This is a genomic window from Alteromonas infernus (genome assembly GCF_902705815.1).
Genome location: NZ_CACSIG010000072.1, coordinates 1 through 517, shown reverse-complemented (window position 1 = coordinate 517; position 517 = coordinate 1). Strand labels below are relative to the sequence as shown.

Annotated in this window: 1 pseudogene; it reads right to left on the bottom strand. The window is 40.0% G+C overall.

The features are described from left to right. Nucleotides 1–120 precede the first annotated feature (120 nt). Nucleotides 121–517, bottom strand: a pseudogene (locus ACX5J7_RS17030) (bifunctional NADH-specific enoyl-ACP reductase/trans-2-enoyl-CoA reductase); the annotation flags it as partial.

Here is a 517-nt window from a genome sequence, read left to right as displayed (position 1 = left end):
CTTTATGCGCGAGCTTGAATCCATATGCCTTATCAACTTGTAATCAGGAACAGAAAAGCCGTCAAATCAGACGGCTTTTGCGCATATAAGCATTAGGTTAATTAATGGTAAGTTTAGGTTTTACCAATTAACCATTGGGTCAACTTCACTGTCGTAATCAACACTTGAAATGTCAAAACCGAACAGTTTTAAGAACTCATGGTTGTAACCTTTGTAGTCACTTAAGTCATGAAAGTTCTCTTGTGTCACTTGATCCCATAGCGCCTTAATTTTTGCCTGTGTTGCATCGTTAGTTTCTTTTCCATCCATGCGATAGCGATTTGCTTCATCTAACGTTGGTGTATTGCCGAACAGCACTGTGAAAACAAGCCATAAATCTGTTCAATACACCCTTCATGCGTCCCTTCCTCTTTCATCACTTTGTAAACTAAGTGAAACTATACAGAGGCATTACAGGAACTAGCCGTAGCTTGCTTGCGTTACCAAGTCTTTAATCGAACTCACGTTCGCCTGTACA